Origin of the sequence: Paraburkholderia sp. SIMBA_054 (genome assembly GCF_046534875.1) — a bacterium.
Taxonomy (GTDB): Bacteria; Pseudomonadota; Gammaproteobacteria; order Burkholderiales; family Burkholderiaceae; genus Paraburkholderia; species Paraburkholderia hospita.
Genome location: NZ_JAWRXV010000009.1, coordinates 1 through 16,997 on the forward strand (window position 1 = coordinate 1; position 16,997 = coordinate 16,997).

General features: G+C 59.1%; 18 protein-coding genes. 7 read left to right on the forward strand and 11 right to left on the reverse strand.

All coding sequences use genetic code 11. From position 1 onward, the window contains the following. The coding region (locus SB822_RS12885) for a hypothetical protein (RefSeq protein WP_410854851.1) at positions 1-203 on the forward strand (203 nt) is incomplete at its 5' end. 582 nt (positions 204-785) lie between these two features. On the opposite strand, the gene SB822_RS12890 is transcribed toward SB822_RS12885, so the two are convergent. After that, positions 786-1,052 carry a hypothetical protein gene (locus tag SB822_RS12890; protein WP_410854852.1) on the reverse strand — a complete coding sequence of 89 codons (267 nt, stop codon included), beginning with the start codon at positions 1,050-1,052 and terminating at the stop codon, positions 786-788. Between the two features lie 689 nt (positions 1,053-1,741). Between SB822_RS12890 and SB822_RS12895 the strand changes: the two genes are divergently transcribed. Further along, entirely contained in the window at positions 1,742-2,218 is a 477-nt protein-coding gene (locus SB822_RS12895; RefSeq protein ID WP_007587052.1) for a CreA family protein, read from the forward strand. Between the two features lie 477 nt (positions 2,219-2,695). On the opposite strand, the gene SB822_RS12900 is transcribed toward SB822_RS12895, so the two are convergent. Both SB822_RS12900 and SB822_RS12905 read right to left on the reverse strand, forming a co-directional pair. Then, complete coding sequence (locus tag SB822_RS12900; protein ID WP_410854853.1) at positions 2,696-4,357, reverse strand: cation acetate symporter; 1,662 nt, start codon at positions 4,355-4,357, stop codon at positions 2,696-2,698. Then, positions 4,354-4,659, reverse strand: a complete 306-nt coding sequence (locus tag SB822_RS12905) for a DUF485 domain-containing protein (protein WP_007733892.1) — start codon at positions 4,657-4,659, stop codon at positions 4,354-4,356. The genes SB822_RS12900 and SB822_RS12905 overlap by 4 nt, the downstream gene beginning before the upstream one ends. Before the next feature lie 463 nt (positions 4,660-5,122). On the opposite strand from SB822_RS12905, the gene mgtA reads away from it, so the two are divergent. Then, the gene (mgtA, locus tag SB822_RS12910) at positions 5,123-7,792 is read left to right on the forward strand and encodes a magnesium-translocating P-type ATPase (RefSeq protein WP_410854854.1); all 2,670 of its coding nucleotides are present in this window, start codon (positions 5,123-5,125) and stop codon (positions 7,790-7,792) included. Positions 7,793-8,089: 297 nt separating this feature from the next. Beyond that, on the forward strand, positions 8,090-9,046 hold the full coding sequence (locus tag SB822_RS12915) for a universal stress protein (RefSeq protein ID WP_007587056.1): 957 nt from the start codon (positions 8,090-8,092) through the stop codon (positions 9,044-9,046). Positions 9,047-9,072: 26 nt separating this feature from the next. On the opposite strand, the gene SB822_RS12920 is transcribed toward SB822_RS12915, so the two are convergent. Together SB822_RS12920 and SB822_RS12925 are read right to left on the reverse strand one after the other, a co-directional pair. After that, positions 9,073-9,756, reverse strand: a complete 684-nt coding sequence (locus tag SB822_RS12920; RefSeq protein ID WP_410854855.1) for a hypothetical protein — start codon at positions 9,754-9,756, stop codon at positions 9,073-9,075. Positions 9,757-9,772: 16 nt separating this feature from the next. Then, positions 9,773-9,913 carry a hypothetical protein gene (locus tag SB822_RS12925; RefSeq protein WP_410854856.1) on the reverse strand — a complete coding sequence of 47 codons (141 nt, stop codon included), beginning with the start codon at positions 9,911-9,913 and terminating at the stop codon, positions 9,773-9,775. Positions 9,914-10,297: 384 nt separating this feature from the next. Here SB822_RS12925 and SB822_RS12930 point away from each other — a divergent pair, with 384 nt between their 5' ends. Then, the gene (locus tag SB822_RS12930; protein WP_410854857.1) at positions 10,298-11,662 is read left to right on the forward strand and encodes an MBL fold metallo-hydrolase RNA specificity domain-containing protein; all 1,365 of its coding nucleotides are present in this window, start codon (positions 10,298-10,300) and stop codon (positions 11,660-11,662) included. Positions 11,663-11,803: 141 nt separating this feature from the next. Here the strand turns inward: SB822_RS12930 and SB822_RS12935 are convergent, their stop codons facing one another. Continuing rightward, positions 11,804-12,043, reverse strand: coding sequence for a hypothetical protein (locus SB822_RS12935; protein WP_007587060.1), 240 nt, complete (start codon positions 12,041-12,043; stop codon positions 11,804-11,806). Positions 12,044-12,109: 66 nt separating this feature from the next. Beyond that, on the reverse strand, positions 12,110-12,760 hold the full coding sequence (locus SB822_RS12940; RefSeq protein WP_007587061.1) for a BON domain-containing protein: 651 nt from the start codon (positions 12,758-12,760) through the stop codon (positions 12,110-12,112). A 28-nt stretch (positions 12,761-12,788) separates the two neighbouring features. Here SB822_RS12940 and SB822_RS12945 point away from each other — a divergent pair, with 28 nt between their 5' ends. Continuing rightward, positions 12,789-13,259, forward strand: a complete 471-nt coding sequence (locus SB822_RS12945) for an ATP-binding protein (RefSeq protein WP_410854858.1) — start codon at positions 12,789-12,791, stop codon at positions 13,257-13,259. Here the strand turns inward: SB822_RS12945 and SB822_RS12950 are convergent. From SB822_RS12950 to SB822_RS12960, 3 genes are all read right to left on the reverse strand, one after another. After that, complete coding sequence (locus SB822_RS12950) at positions 13,238-13,513, reverse strand: DUF1488 domain-containing protein (protein WP_410854859.1); 276 nt, start codon at positions 13,511-13,513, stop codon at positions 13,238-13,240. The genes SB822_RS12945 and SB822_RS12950 overlap by 22 nt on opposite strands. A 139-nt stretch (positions 13,514-13,652) precedes the next feature. After that, positions 13,653-14,129 (reverse strand): universal stress protein, encoded by a 477-nt coding sequence (locus SB822_RS12955; RefSeq protein ID WP_079500384.1) that lies wholly within the window; start codon positions 14,127-14,129, stop codon positions 13,653-13,655. Between the two features lie 36 nt (positions 14,130-14,165). Beyond that, the gene (locus tag SB822_RS12960; protein ID WP_410854860.1) at positions 14,166-15,182 is read right to left on the reverse strand and encodes a universal stress protein; all 1,017 of its coding nucleotides are present in this window, start codon (positions 15,180-15,182) and stop codon (positions 14,166-14,168) included. A gap of 287 nt (positions 15,183-15,469) precedes the next feature. On the opposite strand from SB822_RS12960, the gene SB822_RS12965 reads away from it, so the two are divergent. Then, positions 15,470-15,940: a hypothetical protein gene (locus SB822_RS12965; protein ID WP_410854861.1), complete on the forward strand. Its 471-nt coding sequence runs from the start codon at positions 15,470-15,472 to the stop codon at positions 15,938-15,940. A gap of 40 nt (positions 15,941-15,980) precedes the next feature. Here the strand turns inward: SB822_RS12965 and SB822_RS12970 are convergent, their stop codons facing one another. Further along, a complete protein-coding gene (locus SB822_RS12970; protein WP_201762712.1) occupies positions 15,981-16,820 on the reverse strand; it encodes a potassium channel family protein in 840 nt (279 codons plus the stop codon). Positions 16,821-16,997 lie beyond the last annotated feature (177 nt).

Below are 16,997 nucleotides of genomic sequence, written 5' to 3' on the forward strand. Positions count from 1 at the left end.
TTCAGTTCAAACCTGTTACTGTTTTTCGGTTGTTTTACCAACCGGTCGCTCACTCAAAATCACTGACGAATGATTCGGTCGAATTTCTCAATCCGTCGAACCTTCCTCAATTACTTCCGTGTGAGACTCGATTACTTTCGCTATTCGGCAGTTCGAAAACCACCGCGCGCCGCCATCGAGCACCCACACTTATCGGCTGTTGATTGTTAAAGAACATCCGCGGGAAGCGCCTTGCTTTTTCGCGTCCTCAGCAACGAGGGAGGCGAATTCTGAGCCACCCGACACGCGACGTCAAGAGGAATCGGAAAAATATTTTTTTCCATCGTGACTTCTCATTCACGCGACGAACCTCTGACGAAATTAAACGAATCGGGGTCGAATGATTCACCAGACAAACGAACGCAAGAAATTCCCCCTATCTCCATCCGACTATCCGTCGCATTGGTAGTCGCAAATTGCGCCGGTCAGTCCGATACGCGTTTAAATCTATAGATCGAGTAATGCATTGCTGTTCCCGTCGGGATGGCCCCAAACAGCATGTTCATGTGAACTTGCACGTGGTCTTCAACCATCAGGTCGCCATGTTCGTCGAGGTAACGGCTAGCCAATGAATCTGAACTGTTCGGGCCGAACTCTGCGCGCCCCGTTCCACTGGCTCCACCCCATCCAATCCTTCCGTTTCGACCCGTGCACTCTGCAGCGACGCTACTTCGAGCACTCGACGCAAGGAAATCACCTCGTCGCCAAAACTTTCGCGAAATAGCGCTCGGCGGCACGGCAGCCAGTCACAACACAGAATCGCCCAGTTCCGGATATTCGTCAGCAAGGATTTCAAAGACGTTGGCGGCCCCCGCGCCCAGATTATGCTTTAGGTGTCGCTGGAGGTACTCGTCTGATCGGAGCCAGGAATAGGCGTGCCTGACATCGTCAACCGTGGGCTCATTTTTCATGATCTTCACCACGACATCGTCCTCGAAAGGCCCGATGATCTTCCGGATATCGTCGGCCGTCGCCGCGACGGGGACTTCTGACGGGGATGTTGCATTCATCATTTCCTCTACGGTTGAAGTTTGGGTGAAACGAAGTTAGCTGAAGTCAATTCGGAACAAAGCCGGTCACGACAGAACGCAGCAGGCACCTCCAGAACTTCTTACCTCACTTTTGCAACGCGTTTGCAGCATGAAGACGCGAACAGCAGAACGCGTTGATGCAGTCCACTCACATGCTATTACCGATGAATGTACGGCCGTCCGGACTGCCAGGGTTGACCTGAATCAAGTAGCTGGATGGCGATCGAAAGACCGCAGTGGAACAAACGAACGTAGGGCAAACGTGGGCGACGGAGTTAGCGGGCCCGTTGACGGCCGACGATGCGGCTCAATAGTGTGTTTGACATCCGTCAACGCAACGGGCGTGGGCCGAGCTTTTCTCTGGATACAGGATTCTTACGAGGACGGGATCCGCAACCACGGGACGGCTAGCGTGGCCAATGGCATGCATATGCACAATCCGGGGACGCGAAGAATGTCGCCGAGATTGTCCGCCGGGGGCGGCTTGGAAATCTGCCTCATCGCAAAACCCAACTGGATCCGTTTCGGCGAAGTTATGACGTGGTGCAATCGACCTCCCGTTGACTTCGGTCAATGACGGCTAGACGTGTGCTCGTAATCTGGTTCAAACAACTCAACAATCAATCAAGAGATTCGCGTCTGGCATTCCATGCAGGCGTAGGAGACACGTCATGAGACGCCACTTTTCGATTCCCTGGATTTTGACAATACTGGTGTCGTACGTAACGCTCCCTGTTCAAGGAGAGGAATTGGCGAAAATCGCAACTCACTCGCATCGTTACGGCGGGCAGATCAGAGTATCCGCGTATGACGATCCGCTCCTGAAAGGCGTTACCTGTTACGTTTCGAGATCGCACGACGAGAACGGTCTGGGCGGTAGCGCTCCGCCAACGCCTACGCCTGATGTTGAAGTCTCCTGCCATCAAGTGCGCACGCTGGACACGCCGAACAAGGTTCCTCGCCAAGCCCAGGTCTTCGACGCAACGGTGGACCCGATTTTCCGCTTCCTGCACATATTCCGGATTCTGGACCCGAACCGCCTGACCGTACTGTATGTCAGCTACACGGAAAACGAATTGGCAGGGGACTTGCCAGGTCACGTCGACGTGATCCGGCTGCCCGTACGTGCAAGGCGGCCCGCAGAATAACGACGCAGTAGTTTCGCCGCCCCGGTGATCAGAACGACACTCGGGCTGGTATATATCCGCCGCATTCGAACGGTATCGAACCGATGGGCATCGGCACCATGTCGAGTTCAAGGGCGCAGAAGAGCCTTGAACCATCTTCGGGTACGCAAGCGTCCTCGATCCGATTCAATGGTTTCAGATCTCGCCACCAACTGCGGAGGCACAGTTTCCGCATCTAGCTTTCGAGCAAAATTCCGTAGATTCTCCGGTGCCATTCCGGCTAGGCAAACGCACTCACTATCCGCCCCACCGGATACGGCAACGCCGGCGACCCGTGCACTCCAAGGGGATGCGTGGCGCTGCCGCCTGCGAAGGTCGCGAATAGTGTAGCTTTCGACGACGCGGAGGACAGCTCACTTGATCAGAGTTTCGCGAGAGTCGTTTCACATCTGATAACCACGCATCCACCTCACCTCAAAAACGCTCGCAAGTTACGGTTTAGTGACTCGCGCCCTCCACCGCTCCTATGCCGGTCTCCGAGCGTATCGACTGCGCCTCGAATCCGGCCTGATCAATGCGCCCGCGAGCGGACTTGTCCGTCACCGAGAAGAGCCAGATGCCGCCGAAGCCCATCGCCATCGAAAAGAGTGCTGGCGACGCGTAAGGAAAAGGCGCGCTCGCAAAATGGAACACGTCCACCCATACTGCTTTCGAGAGGACCGTCAGCAACACGGCCGAAATCAGCCCGAGAAAGCCGCCTATCGTCGCGCCTCGCGTCGTACAGCCGCGCCAAAGGACGGACATGAACAGCACAGGGAAGTTGGCCGACGCCGCAACGGCGAAAGCCAGTGAAACCATGAAAGCGATGTTCTGCTTCTCGAAGACGATCCCAAGCACGACAGCGACAATACCCAGCACGACCGTCGTGACACGCGAAACAAACAGCTCGTTCACACTCGATGCCTTACCGTGCTTGAAGACGGTCGCATACAGATCGTGCGACACAGCGGATGCGCCGGCGAGGGTGAGACCCGCGACGACGGCAAGGATCGTCGCAAACGCAACAGCCGAAATAAAACCAAGAAACACGTTGCCGCCCACAGCACTCGCGAGATGCACAGCAGCCATGTTTGTCCCGCCCAGCAGTTTGCCCGCAGCGTCCTTGAAGACGGGATTCGTGCTCACCAGCACGATCGCGCCGAAGCCAATGATGAAGGTCAGAATATAGAAGTAGCCGATCCATGTCGTCGCCCAGAACACGGACTTGCGCGCTTCTTTCGCATTCGGCACGGTAAAGAAGCGCATCAGGATATGCGGCAGCCCCGCTGTGCCGAACATCAGCGCGATTCCGAACGAAATCGCCGATATCGGATCCTTGATGAAATTGCCGGGGCCCATGATGGACGCCTTCTTCTCGTGCACCTCGACGGCCTTCGCGAACAGCGCTTCGGGGCTGAAATGAAACTGCCACAGCACCATGAACGCCATGAAGGAAGCACCCGCAAGGAGCAAGCATGCCTTGATGATTTGCACCCAGGTGGTTGCCGTCATGCCACCGAAGAGAACGTAAACCATCATGAGCGCGCCCACGATCACCACGGCGACCCAGTACTCGAGACCAAACAGCAATTTGATCAACTGGCCTGCACCCACCATCTGCGCGATCAGATAAAACGCCACGACAACGAGCGTGCCCGAAGCGGCAAACGCGCGGACCGGGGCCTGCTTGAAGCGATATGCCGCCACGTCGGCGAACGTGAACCTGCCGAGATTGCGCAGCCTTTCGGCCATCAGGAAAGTGATGATCGGCCAGCCCACCAGAAAGCCGATCGAATAGATCAGACCGTCATAGCCGTTTGCATAGACGGCCGCCGATATGCCCAGGAACGAAGCAGCCGACATGAAGTCGCCGGCGATCGCAAGTCCGTTCTGAAAGCCGGTGATGCCACCACCCGCTGTGTAAAACTCGGCAGCGGAGCGCGTCCTTTTTGCCGCCCATTTGGTGATGAAGAGTGTCGCGACCACGAATACGACGAACATCGTGATTGCGGTCCAGTTGGTCGCCTGTTTGACCGTCTGCCCCATGTCTGCGCCAGCGGCGAAACAACGCGATGAGATGACAGAAAGAGCCGTGAGTGCGAGAAGACGTCGTGCGTTCATGCGGCCTCCCGCTTGATCTGCTCGGTAAGTTGGTCGTATGTGCTGTTGGCGCGACGCACGTAGAACCCCGTGACGACCACCGTGAACACGATGACGAACAGTCCGATCGGCATTCCCCACGTCATCACGCCCGCGCCCATCTTTGCAGCAAGAAACTGTTTGTCGAAGGCGATCAACAGAACATAGCCGTAATAGACGACCAACACGAGGGCGGTCAGCATCCACCCAAGTCTTGAGCGTTTTCGCACCAGTTCACGGTATGCCGCGCTCGATTTGATCTTCTCTGCGAGTTTCAGATCCATCTTCGTCTCCTGCATGGGCAGCTTTCGCCGACTGACAAGCGCCCTCTTCCGGCCGTGGTCGTGACGAGGGGCATCTATACGCACCTCGTGTCCTGATAGGGATGTGGTGCAATGCATTCGCGCATGGGGTTCGATGCGTCGTTCTTCTAATGCGCTCAGTAGTACATTAAGAGACCCCGCTTACCCGGTTCTTACGGCAAACGATTTCTTGCGCCCGGGTTTACACGAAGAATCGCGCTTCTCTGCGGGCATCGACGCTGTCTGACTACGCTGCGCCGGGTGTCTCGCGCCGATGTGACGTTGATAGTGAGATGGCAATACAGCGCCACGATTGACGTAAGTCAACCGGATCCTGATATGTCGACCTCAAGCTTTGACCGTACCGGTCACGAGCTCGAAAAACGGTGAACGTGATCTTTTCCGATTGAAACGGTCGATGCTCATTCAGGGACAACGTGCCCAGATGCAAACAGCCAGCAAACACAGCACCCGAGAAGCCCTATCGTTGTTGGCACGCTTGCGATGTACGTCGCGAAGCGTGGCTCACCAGGCGCATGCAGGCACGGGTGCGCTCGTCGAACTCGCGCGTCTTTCCCCAGAGGAAGCGTTGGATCGACTGCACAGCCTGAAGGCCGGTCTCGAAGACGAGGAAGCCAACCGTCGTTTTCGCCTCTCAGGTCCCAATCGTGTGCTTCATGAAGCACACCACACACTCATCGGCGAACTCACGGCAAGGACCATCAATCCGCTGAACCTGCTGCTTCTCGCGCTCGCGATCGCGTCTTACGCGCTCGGCGATCCGCGTGCTGCGATCATGATTGGCGTTATGGTTGTTCTCAGCACGTCACTCAGTTTCATCCAGGAACATCGGTCGAATAAGGCCGCAGACGCGCTCCGCAAGATGGTGCGCACGACTGCAACGGTGATGCGGCAAACGAAAGAACACGGATCGACTCAAACCGAAATACCCATCGAGCAGATTGTTCCCGGTGACGTCGTTTTGCTGTCAGCGGGGGACATGGTACCCGCTGATCTGCGACTGATCTCCGCACGCGACCTGTTCGTGAACCAGTCGGCGTTGACAGGAGAGTCGATGCCGTTTGAAAAGTCTGCACAGCCTTGCCCGACACCTGTGGATTCCGAGTTTGAGTTGTCGAATGTCTGTTTCATGGGCACTGCGATCATCAGTGGCGTGGGTTGTGGAGTCGTCATATCGACCGGCAAGACAACAATATTCGGCCATATTGCCGACGTAGTGGCGGAGCAGCGCGTGCAAACCAGTTTCGACAAAGGTGTCACGCGGTTCACGTGGCTGATGATCCGCTTCATTCTGGTCATGGCTCCCCTCGTTCTCGTCATAAATGGTGTGACGAAAGGAAACTGGTTTGACGCGCTGCTTTTCGCCGTCGCAGTCGCCGTGGGACTCACGCCCGAAATGCTACCGATGATCGTGACAGTCAATCTCGCCAAAGGCGCAATGGACATGTCTCGCAAGAAGGTAATCGTGAAGCGCCTGAACGCGATTCAGAATTTCGGCGCGCTGGATGTGTTATGCACCGACAAGACGGGAACGCTCACTCAGGACAAGATCATCCTCAAACGGCATCTCGACATTCATGGCAATGAATCGGATCGTGTGCTCGAATATGCCTATCTGAATAGCGCACATCAATCGGGTCTAAAAAATCTGCTCGATGTGGCCGTGTTGAAGCACGTCGAACTTCATGAGCAGCTAAAGGCACACGAGAACTACATCAAGATCGACGAGATGCCCTTCGATTTCGAGCGCAGGCGAATGTCCGTCGTCCTCGCGCGGGACGATGGCGCTCATATCGTGATCGCGAAGGGCGCGGTCGAAGAGATGTTCTCTGTTTGCACACGCTTCGCAATAGATGGCGAAACGGGCGTGCTCGATGAAAGCCACTACGCCGCTACGAAGGACATTACCGACGCGCTCAACGCCGATGGCTTTCGCGTGGTGGCAGTCGCATATAAGGAAATGCCGCCCGATCAGACCACTTATTCCGTCGCCGATGAGTCCGGGTTGACGCTGCTTGGCTTCATTGCGTTTCTCGATCCACCGAAGGAGACCGCCGCGGCGGCGCTCGCGGCATTGAAGGCCAGCGGCGTGCAGGTCAAGATACTCACCGGGGACAACGACCGTGTAACTCGCAAGATCTGTCATGAGGTCGGCATCACTGTCGACAGGATCGTGCTCGGCAGAGAGATCGAATCGCTCGCCCCCGCTGAACTGGCCGAACTGGCAGAACAGGTGTCTGTTTTTGCAAAGGTATCGCCTTCGCAGAAGGCAGCGATCGTCGACGCACTCCACAGCAAGGGGCACGTTGTGGGCTTCCTCGGTGATGGCATCAACGACGGTCCCGCGCTCAAGGCGTCCGATGTGGGCGTGTCGGTCGACAGCGCCGTCGACATCGCAAAGGAGTCGGCAGACATCATCCTGCTCGAGAAGAGCCTTGCAGTACTCGGTGAAGGGGTTCTGGAAGGACGGAAGGTATTCGGCAATATCACCAAATACATCAAGATGGGTGCGAGTTCGAACTTCGGCAATATGTTCAGCGTACTCGGCGCCAGCATCTTGTTGCCATTCCTTCCGATGGCACCCATTCAGGTACTCACGAACAATCTGCTCTACGACTTCTCGCAGACGGCCATACCAACCGACAACGTCGACCCGGAGTATCTGAGCGCGCCGCGACGTTGGGATCTCGGAAATATCATGAAGTTCATGCTATTGATGGGTCCGGTGAGTTCGCTGTTCGACTACGCCACCTATTTCATGATGCTGCGCATCTTCGACGCGTGGGACAACCCGGCTCTGTTTCAGACCGGCTGGTTTGTCGAATCGGTGATTACGCAGACACTCATCATTCACATCATCCGCACTGCCAAGGTGCCGTTTATCGAAAGCAGCGCCAGTCCAGCGCTGCTCGCAACGACCCTGCTCGTTGCCGCGGCAGGCGTCGTACTGCCGTTCACATCGATTGGCCGCGTACTCGGGTTTACCCCCTTGCCGTGGGCGTATTGGCCGGCTCTGATGTTGATTCTTCTCGGTTATACGATGCTCACACATTTGATGAAAACGTTGTTCATCAGACGTTTCGGACTGAGTTGATCTGGGCAAAACCCCTTGCCCCGCCCTCCATACCAGCTGACTTCTCTAGCCAAAAGTTCGGCCGAATCGCGGTCGACGCCGAGCGTGAGCTGCGTCAGGCCGAATACTCCAAGCTTTCAGCGTAGCGTGCGCAAGTCGGGTGGAATAGATCGATATCAATCTCACCGCGTGGCGGCGAACTCGTCTGACGAAAGTACGGGCGCGGTGTGGTGCACGAGAACTTGACCAGGATCAATCGGGCACGTTTTGCCAAATGGAGAATCTATACATCAAGTGCAGCCTGAACGGAGAAGCACCATGGCGCAAACATCGAATGCTGGTTCGGCCCCCCAGAGCGCGTTTCAGCGCGTCATGCTGGCCGTGGATGATTCGGAGGCGACACTGCGCGCAGCCGAATATGCAAAAGCATTGTTCGCCGGCCGTGCACAAATCAGGCTGGTGACGGTTGCCCAGAACCCGCACACGCTGTTTCCGCTCGGCGCGACGACTCAAGGCTTTCTTGCCGCGGCGAGAGATGAGATCGTCGGCGATGCTCGCGCCGCCCTTGCGAAAATCGAAGCGATGTTCGCCGGGATAGAGTTGGAGTTTGGACTGGTCGATCTCTCCGTGCATAGCGGCGATACGGCCGATGCATTGCTCGCTACCGCATCGCAATGGAATGCGGACCTGCTCGTGATGGGCATGCGGCATCATCATGGACTGTTGCGCTGGATCGAAGGCACCGTATCGGAGCCGGTGGCGCGGCGCGCGACCTGCTCTTTGCTGCTCGTGCCAGAGGATTGCCGTGTTCCTACGGACCGGCCACCCGCGCGTATGGTCTTTGCACTGGATGGCAGCGCCTGCTCACTCGCCGGTTTGCAGACGGGTCTCCAGATAGCTACCCCAGATACCCTGCTGCGCACGGTCTACGTCGTGGACCGGGCAGTCCACCTGTTCGATGGCCGTGCCGCCGAGACGTTGGAAAGTGCGTATCTGGAGCAGGGTTGCACTGCCCTCGAGCGCGCGGCCCGCATCTGCGCCGATCAGGGCCGCACCGCGGAGACTGCCTTGATCAAGACGCTTACCACCCACGACGATGTTCCGCACGCGATCGTACGGGACACAGCGGAGTGGAATGGCGACCTGCTCGTTCTCGGCACGCATGGCAGACGCGGTATCGCGCGGTGGCTTCTCGGCAGCGTGGCCGCCCGCACCGCGCGGCTCGTGGATACGCCGGTTCTGCTTGCGCGTAGCGGCGAAGCAACGTCGGCTTAGCCGGAACATGACGGCTGGCGCCGTTTCTACGGCGCCTTCTTTCGCGCTGACGGCCGGTCTTTGCTCGCGCGCTCCTCTACGCCTTCCCTTCGCCAACGGGAAGGCCGCAGCCGCAATCTGCGCTTGTGAAGCAGCAAGCTCCAGTCCAGGCGGACGAAGAGCACAACCAGTCCGATCGTAGCGAGTTGTGAGGCTATGAAATAAAGGCTGAAAAACGTGCCCTCGAACTCAGACTCTGGATCAATAAAACCGTGCACCCACTGCGCGAGACTGGCCCATGCCGCATAACTCGCCACACGCCCGACGAAGAAAGGCACGCCTATTAGCCAGAGATTCGCGCGCATCAGCCCATACGCGATGAAGAGGTAATTCGACGGTAGTGGACTGAACGCGTACAGCAGAATGGCGCCCGCCGTCGCGGCCCTGTGCCGGCTTAGACGTGACTTCAGTATGTCGATATTCTCGCGGTCCGGCTCGCGCAGCCATCTGCTGCGCACCAACCGTCCCGCGCTGCGCGCGAGCACCAGACGCGCACAAGTCGCCGCGCAGGCCGCGACGAGCGCGATCAGGAAGGGATTGGCTTCGGGACGCTGGAACCCGATCCAGGACATCGCGAGCCAGGTCGGCGGCGCAAACGCGGGAATCAGGTTCAACACGAACACCGCGGCGAACAGGAACAACAGATACTTCACGTCAGTCGCCTCACCCATATCCCTTCGGCTGCGATCAGTCCGGCCATGCCAGAACCGCGTGCAGACCAAAGACACGCGCTATCGCGGGCACCATCAGCAGCACGCAAAGCGCGACCAGCGCAAAACCCGCGACGGCCCACCCGTATGGATTCGCATACCGCAGATCACGCGGCACGGTGCCTCTCGCCAGCAGGCGCACATCATTCGTGCTGACTGCCTCCGGCAGCGACTGCCTGAAAAGTGCGCGCAGTGGCCGATCAGTCGGCGTTTTTCCAGATGATGTAGTACATCACGGCAAGCGCAACCACGCCGACCAGCGCAATGAATCCACATCCGAGCGCGAGCAACCTGACCATTGCCGTCTCCAGCACATCTATCGGTTACACCAAGCTAACACCCGCGACGGGCCCGCGATTGACGCAAGTCAAGCCGGCACTCGCACGCGCCAGCGTTTTCAATTGAGCCACTTGCGCGACCCGTTGATGACCTGGATCAATGGCATCACAGCCATATCGGATGCAATTGAGCTTGTGAACATGTATCTGTCCGTGGAGGAGCGATGAACCTGACCTTTCTCGGTGCGAGCGAAACCGTGACCGGCTCGAAGTATCTGCTGGAAGAACCCGGCGTGCGGATTCTCGTCGATTGCGGGCTTTTTCAGGGCGTCAAGAATCTGCGGATGCGCAACTGGGTGCCGCTGCCTGTCCCGGCGGACTCGATCGACGCCGTGATACTGACCCACGCACATATCGATCACAGCGGCTATCTGCCATTGCTCGTGCGCAACGGCTTTCGTGGTCACGTGTATTGCACGCCAGGGACCGCTGCGCTGTGCGAAATCATGCTGCGCGACAGCGCGAGGCTGCAGGAAGAAGAAGCGGATTTCGCGAACCGGCATGGGTTCTCGAAACATCGCCCGGCGCTGCCGCTGTATACGCTGGAAGACGCGGAACGTGCGCTGCATCTCTTCGTGCCGCGCCCTTTCGACACCCCCGTCGAGTTGCGGCATGGCATCTCGTTCCGGTTTCTGCCCGTGGGCCACATCCTCGGCGCGGGAAGCGTTGTCGTGTGCCGCAATCACAAGGTGCTTGCGTTCTCAGGGGACGTGGGACGCCCAGAAGATCCGATCATGCGCGCTCCCACACCGCTGGCGCACGCGGACTATCTCGTCGTCGAATCGACGTACGGCGACCGCCTGCACCCAGACACTGAGCCCGAAGACGAGCTTGCGCAGCTGTTCAGCAAGACCTTTGCGAACGGCGGTGTAGTCGTGATGCCATGCTTCGCGGTCGGACGCACCCAGGAAATCCTCTATTACATTTCGAAGCTGAAAGAGGAGGGTCGCATGGCAAATGTGCCCGTGTACCTCGACAGCCCGATGGCGACAAGCGTCACGGATGTCTACCGGAAGCACCTCGACGAACATCGACTGACCCTGTCCGATGCGAATGCGATGGACAAGGTGGCGATCATGACCCGAACCGTCGAACAGTCAAAGGCGATTGCATCTCACAACGGTCCGATGGTGATCATCGCGGGTAGCGGAATGGCGACGGGCGGCCGGGTGCTGCATCACCTGCGCCTCTATGCATCCGATCCGCGCAATACCATTGCGCTCGTCGGATTCCAGGCGGCGGGCACGCGTGGCGCAGCGCTCGCCGCACACGAAAGCTCGATCAAGCTGCATGGCGAATACGTTCGCGTGCGCGCCAATGTCGTATCGATCACTTCGCTGTCGGCGCATGCGGACTACCGTGAAATGCTGCAATGGCTATCGAGTCTGCGGGACCCGCCCACGCGCACCTTCGTAACACATGGCGAGCCGGCGGCCGCAGATGCGATGCGGCGACGCATCTCAGAGACATTCGGGTGGGCTTGCGAGGTGCCCATCTATCAGCAATCGGTTGAACTCGATGGGCTGTAGAAAGAGAGACAGTGGCAAGCTCGGGCCGCCGCCCTTGCCGCTATCGCTCGAATACATAGGTGCCCGACGCTGGGTTTCGTCAGCACCACAAATACCCCGTCCGCGCGATCCGCTCAAAACTGCGCATATACCGCCCAGCCTTCACATCTTGATGGTCCGCGCCATCTTGAGCCCGATCCACGTCATCCCTTCGCGCAGGCCGTCGAGCACGGCATCGCGTTCGGTGTTGAATTTTTTTCCCTGGCGAAAGGCATGTTCGAAGTCACCTTCCGGCGACGAATGCCTGACCTGGATTTTTGAGCGGTATCCGCCGTCTTCAGCGGGCTCCGTCTGCACGTTAACAGACCATGCACCTTCCTGCACGTTTCCCGACAAAGTCATCCCATGCTCCATTTTCTATGTGCAGCCGCCCTCCGCGCGGAAGTCGCGGCTGCGACAGGCGTCAGGTCATTCGACAACGATATCGTCGACCACGGCGCGCACACCTGGCGCACTCCAGGCGGCCCCTCTGGCTACGGAGCGTTCCGCATAAGAACCGACCTTGCCCGTCAATGTCACCGTTCCATCCTTGACGTCGATGCTGATGTGTCGGACTTCCCGCTCCGCGTGCCGCTGCATGGCCTGCGCGATTTTTGTGGCGATGTCCTCCGACGCAACGTTGCCGCGGACCTCGATCCGGTTGGCGACACCACGCACGCCACGCATGTGACTGATTGCGCGCGCGACCACGTGACTCTGGTACGCCCAGTCCACCACGCCCGTCAACGTCACCCAACCTTTCTCGACCTGAACCTTGACCGAATCGTCGGGCAGGCCGACGGTCCAGTGCACGATATCGTGAACCGCACTGCCAATGTCTTCATCGGTGCGCTCGTCCTTTTGGGGCAGCCGCACCTGCATCTCCACGACGACGGCCCGCACGCCGGCCACGCGATGCGCCGCCTTTTCCGCCGCGAGTTTTTCCGCGTAGCTCGGCGGATGTCCGGAGAGCGTGACGACGCGATCCGTCACCTCAACTCCGATGTCCGTCGCAGTAACGGCTGGATCCCATTCGAGTTCCTCCTCGACGTCTTTCTTCAACTGCCGGTCTGATTTCATCGCGCAACTCCTGAAAATGAATCGTGGCGTGGTCCACAAGAACAAAGCTTCGACCCGCAATCGGGTGAGCGGACTGATTCAGATCAATCGCCCGCATCTTCGCCGCATTCTGCTGACGGGCAACAGCGTAATCGTCGATGCAACCTTTCTCGGGCATGCTCACCGCAGCGCGTTTTTCGCCATGGCGAGCCGGTTTGGTGTACCCGCTCGCATTCTTGACTTTCGCGCCGCGCCGTCTGTCCTCGCAGCACGCATTGCAGCGCGCAGCCACGTCCCCCGCGATGCTTCCGATGCCGACCTTTCGACTCTCCGGCTGCAGGTTGCATCAGCTGACCTGCTGACCTGCGAAGAAAGGCTGCTTACGTTCCCGTTCGACACAGCCGTGCCGCTCGCGACATTTTCCTGCACCGGTTTCTGGCAACCCGTGATCGATTTCATGCAGCCCGAGATCGAGCAGACCGCGCAGGTGCAGGCTGCTCAGGTGCAAAAGCGGAAATAGCCGCTATGTAGCACCACGGGTTTGCCGCCGACCTCATTCAGCAGGCGTTGCGCGGCAAGCTCGATTTCCACGCGGTGCGCAGCGAACGCATCCACCAGGTCCTCCTCTCGCGGGGACCGCGCGCCGAAATGATCTTCAAGCGCTTCTGCTGTGATGGAGCACCGCACCGGACGATCGTCGACGAGCGAGGTGAAGCCCAGCGCGAGATCAGGTGCGCAGTACTCCGGCGAGCATGAGGGAAATGAAATGTTCATGACTATCATCCCATCGGACGGGTAGCGTGAGATCGAGCAGCGTCGCGAATCGTCCAGACGAATGCACCCAAAGACACGAATACGCCCGTCAACGCGAGCACGACCCGGCATGGCTGGCGCAACACGCCAGCCGCGCGTGTCAGGCCTCCGTTCCGGCCTCGTGCTCAGACTCGGCGCCACGTACGAGCAACACGGGACAGTCGGCAAAGCGAACGAAGCGCTCGGCCACGCTGCCGAGTACGACCCGGCGCACGCCACGGCGGCCATGCGTGCCGAGCACTGCCAACTCTGTTTCCGTACGTCCGGCGTAGCGTCGAAGCGTCTCGGCCACGTCCTCGGACAGCCGTTCGGTTTCGATCAATTCCGCCTCGCATGCAACGCCGGCCTCCTTGCACGCTGCCTCCGCGTTCTTGAGGGCCTCGTGGCCATCCTTGCGCAAGGCATCGACGAGCGCAATCGGGTCGTAGTATCCGCCATAGCTGAACAGCGGCGTCTTGTCGACGACATAGACGGCGTGAACGGTTCCACGCGTCAGGCTCGCCATCTTCACGGCCTCTTCCAGCACGCGCGCAGACGACTTGCTGCCGTCCAGCGCAACCATAATCCGCTTGTACATGGTGAACTCCTCCTCAAGGAAGACAGGAACGACAATTCAAAGAAACACGGGCGGCGGCGAAATGGTGCCTTCCGATGCAGCCTGCTGCTGGCTATCGCTCTCCGGGTCGATGCGCGTAAGGCGCTCAATCGACGGCGGACAGACGAGCACGGGACACTCGGCATTGCGCAGCGTGTGCGCCACGACATGTCCCGGCAGTGGATGCTTGAGCATTGGTCGACTGCTGGATGACATCACCACGAGGTCGGCCTGCCACTGTCTCGCCTCGCGCAGGATGACGCTGGCTACGTCGTCATACTCGCGGTCTGTTTCGACCATCGCGGTTTCTGTCGGGATCGACATGCTCTTCATCACCGATTCGGCGTCGGCCAGCGCGCGCTCCCCGTCATGACGGAAGAAACTGTGCGGCAGCAGATCCCTCAGTCCGGAACGGCCGTCCGTCACGTAGATCACGTTGAACGTAGCGCCCCTGGGCACAATGCGCGACGCGAAACGCAGCGCCATGATGGAAGCTGCGGACCCGTCGATAGCCACGAGTACACGCGCCACGGCTGCGTCCTGGCCGCCGAGCCATGCAGTTGGTACATGCAGTACAGGGCAATGGGTTGCCGCGACGAGTTCCTCGGGATCGAGCCTGCACGCCCAGCGATGACTGCGTGGATGCGAGGCGACGGCGATCAGGTCTGCGTGCCACGTCTGCGCGGCATCGCTCAACGCATCGGTCGCATGCCGATGCAGCTCGACGAGGTCGATCAGGTCCGTTTCCGGCCTCGTGACCAATGCTGCCACTTCATTCGCGGCGTGGGCGAGACGTATCTGTGCCGCATGCAGCATCGCGCGATGGGCTTCGCTCCAGTCCGGGTACGACAGGAGGAGTGTTGGAACGAGCGCGGCGGGATTGCAGATCACATCGACAAGACGCACCAGGGCGCTGGGACGGGCAAATCGCAACGCAAACCGCGTCAAAGGAATGAGGCCCGCGCCTCCTTCGGAGACAACCAGCACCCGTTCGAACGCCGCCGATGCCGTATCGCTTGCTATTTTGCTGTTCATCGCCGTGCCTCGTACCGTTGCTGGCGTGTGTGCCAGGCATGCTTCTATGTTCGATCCTCGCAAGGTTGCCGGGTTGACCTGAATCAACGGTCTTCGACGTGTACGCCCCCGGGGTGCGCCGCCCGGAAGCGGGCGCGCGGAACGAAAGCCTTGATGTGTCTCAAAGGACAGGTTGAAGCGGGGTCTAAAGTCGATGGTGAGGTTGTTGGCATCGTTGTTGCCATGGCGCTGTACGCATGGCAATACGCGTCGGGGACCGACGATTCAGGGGAATCAAGGAGACAGGCATGGACATCGCTCGCGCCGATATGCAGAGCACGACATCGCCATCATGGTGGGGAAATGTGCCGGCATCCCACTTGCCGTCTGGAGCGGCGTGGGAGGCGCTCGCTCCTGCACAGACCGAAGCGCTCACGAACGGGATGGCGCTCTGGAATGAGATGTGTATGCGCGCAGCGTCCGCCAAAAGCCCGCTTGACTATGCCGCGGCGGGTACCTTGATGTGGCCCGCCTACACGTCTCAGGCAATGCTGTATTGCAAACGCCTGTACGACATGGTCACAGGTGCATGCTTCAATGCAAACGGCAGCACGACGATCCCGCATCCATCAGCTTCGGTTGTCACGACCGGCGCGCAGACGAAGGCGGCCCCGGTGTCGAATCCGCCTAGGGACAACAACGCGGCGAATGATGCGCGACCGCGCGCAAAACGGACCGGCAGGCAGGCGAACTCCGTTTCACAGTTTCGCGGCGAGTGAGCCGCCCGTCCGAAATGACGATCGTTGTGGCGCCGCGCGATCAGTGTTGATCGCGCGGCGCCGGACGACGTGCTTCAGCGACCGCATCGGATGACGGGATCATGCTTTCGCCCAACGCCCGAAGCTCCGCGCGTAGCTGGCCTATCTCATCGTTCAGATGTTTGATGTCGCGGTGCATTTCGTGGCGCAGCGCTTTTTCCTCCTTGCCGATGAACGCAGCCGCAATGCTCGCAAAGACCAGTGACAGCATGCCGTAACCCAGCAACACAACGAACACGGCAAACACGCGCGAAGCGGGCGTGGTCGGCGCGATGTCTCCATAACCGACCGTCGCGCTGCTTTCAAACGCGAGCCACAAACCGTCTGCATAGCTGTGCACCCTCGGTTCGAGCCAGAGGAATCCCGCGCCGGCCATCGCCAGCACACCAGCACCTGCGATCAACAGCCCGATGAGCCGGTTGGGCGCGAAAAAGCCCTTTAGCGACAGGACGATGCGGATCGCGACGAGGCTCACGAAGAGCAATCGCAACACCCATTCGACGGTTTGCCAAGGCGGCGCGCCCCATCCCGCGCTGAATGCCGCGCCGATCATGATCGTCACATCGAGGCGATTGTGCGCAAGCCAGGTCTTCGGCTTTTTGCTCGCATGGAGCATCCACAGCAAGCAGAGCGCGAAGACCACGAACATACTCAGATACACGCTCCGCGCGATCGTTAGCGTACCTTGAGAAGTCGCTGTGAGTTCGCCATAAAAGGTGGGGATGGCGAGCAGGCTCCATCCGCACAGGAACCAGCGAATGACACGCCAGGCGCGAACTGCACGCATACCATCATGCGAATCCGTGCCGCCGATCGTGAAAAATCCGAGACTGTTAACCATTGCGCAAGGAGAGATGGAGATTTCTCTTTCTGACTTCAGTCGCCGTCCGACGATTGACGTGGCAGGATCATTCCGACCGCTGCTTATCAGGCTATCCCATGACTCGGCGCAACGCTTGACTCAGATCACGATCTCTCGTGCGCTCAGCACGCGAAAAGCCGCGTGCCCATCGCGGGC

Coding starts and splice junctions, on each gene's coding strand:
- SB822_RS12900 (WP_410854853.1), bottom strand. CDS start 4,357: ATGAACGCACGACGTCTTCTCGCACTCACGGCTCTTTCTGTCATCTCA.
- SB822_RS12970 (WP_201762712.1), bottom strand. CDS start 16,820: ATGGTTAACAGTCTCGGATTTTTCACGATCGGCGGCACGGATTCGCAT.
- SB822_RS12955 (WP_079500384.1), bottom strand. CDS start 14,129: ATGTACAAGCGGATTATGGTTGCGCTGGACGGCAGCAAGTCGTCTGCG.
- SB822_RS12965 (WP_410854861.1), top strand. CDS start 15,470: ATGGACATCGCTCGCGCCGATATGCAGAGCACGACATCGCCATCATGG.
- SB822_RS12920 (WP_410854855.1), bottom strand. CDS start 9,756: ATGGGTGAGGCGACTGACGTGAAGTATCTGTTGTTCCTGTTCGCCGCG.
- SB822_RS12950 (WP_410854859.1), bottom strand. CDS start 13,513: ATGAACATTTCATTTCCCTCATGCTCGCCGGAGTACTGCGCACCTGAT.
- SB822_RS12915 (WP_007587056.1), top strand. CDS start 8,090: ATGGCGCAAACATCGAATGCTGGTTCGGCCCCCCAGAGCGCGTTTCAG.
- SB822_RS12930 (WP_410854857.1), top strand. CDS start 10,298: ATGAACCTGACCTTTCTCGGTGCGAGCGAAACCGTGACCGGCTCGAAG.
- SB822_RS12895 (WP_007587052.1), top strand. CDS start 1,742: ATGAGACGCCACTTTTCGATTCCCTGGATTTTGACAATACTGGTGTCG.
- SB822_RS12935 (WP_007587060.1), bottom strand. CDS start 12,043: ATGACTTTGTCGGGAAACGTGCAGGAAGGTGCATGGTCTGTTAACGTG.
- mgtA (WP_410854854.1), top strand. CDS start 5,123: ATGCAAACAGCCAGCAAACACAGCACCCGAGAAGCCCTATCGTTGTTG.
- SB822_RS12890 (WP_410854852.1), bottom strand. CDS start 1,052: ATGATGAATGCAACATCCCCGTCAGAAGTCCCCGTCGCGGCGACGGCC.
- SB822_RS12940 (WP_007587061.1), bottom strand. CDS start 12,760: ATGAAATCAGACCGGCAGTTGAAGAAAGACGTCGAGGAGGAACTCGAA.
- SB822_RS12905 (WP_007733892.1), bottom strand. CDS start 4,659: ATGGATCTGAAACTCGCAGAGAAGATCAAATCGAGCGCGGCATACCGT.
- SB822_RS12960 (WP_410854860.1), bottom strand. CDS start 15,182: ATGAACAGCAAAATAGCAAGCGATACGGCATCGGCGGCGTTCGAACGG.